This is a genomic window from Candidatus Protofrankia californiensis, assembly GCF_900634765.1.
Classification (GTDB): Bacteria; Actinomycetota; Actinomycetes; order Frankiales; family Frankiaceae; genus Protofrankia; species Protofrankia californiensis.
Genome location: NZ_CAAAFT010000254.1, coordinates 1 through 458, shown reverse-complemented (window position 1 = coordinate 458; position 458 = coordinate 1). Strand labels below are relative to the sequence as shown.

Here is a 458-nt window from a genome sequence, read left to right as displayed (position 1 = left end):
GGCGGCCTCATAGTCCGCGAACACCACCGCGTCGATGTTCCTCGCGGTCGAGGTGCCGATCCGCAGAGCATGGTGGCGGACGAGCCGACTGTCGTCCCAGGAGCGGATCAGGCCCTGCGGAGTGAGCCCGACCAGACCCCGCACGCTTCCCCGAACAATGTCGTCGAGGACGATTTCCTGCGCGACGGGCGCCAGATGCAGTACCCTGCTCTCCGGGAGCCGGTCGAGCCCCGACACGACACCCGCGGATTTCTCCAGCCACTGGGTCCGGAGATTGTCGATGTTCTCGTTGCGGAAGCGGGTCGTATCCGGCGACGGCTGGATGTAGAGAAATGCCTCCGTCTCGAATGGCGTCCACAACGGCGCCAGCTCCACGCCGCAACCCCTCCCGACACCGGCGACGGAAAGACCCAGACGTGCCGCTTGAACCACGGCGTAGACCATACTTCCGCCGATGG

At 65.9% G+C, this 458-nt stretch carries 1 pseudogene; it reads right to left on the bottom strand.

Going from position 1 to position 458, the window contains the following annotated elements:
• A pseudogene (locus DD1DGNOD_RS27015) lies at positions 1-375 on the bottom strand (hypothetical protein); the annotation flags it as partial.
• Positions 376-458 lie beyond the last annotated feature (83 nt).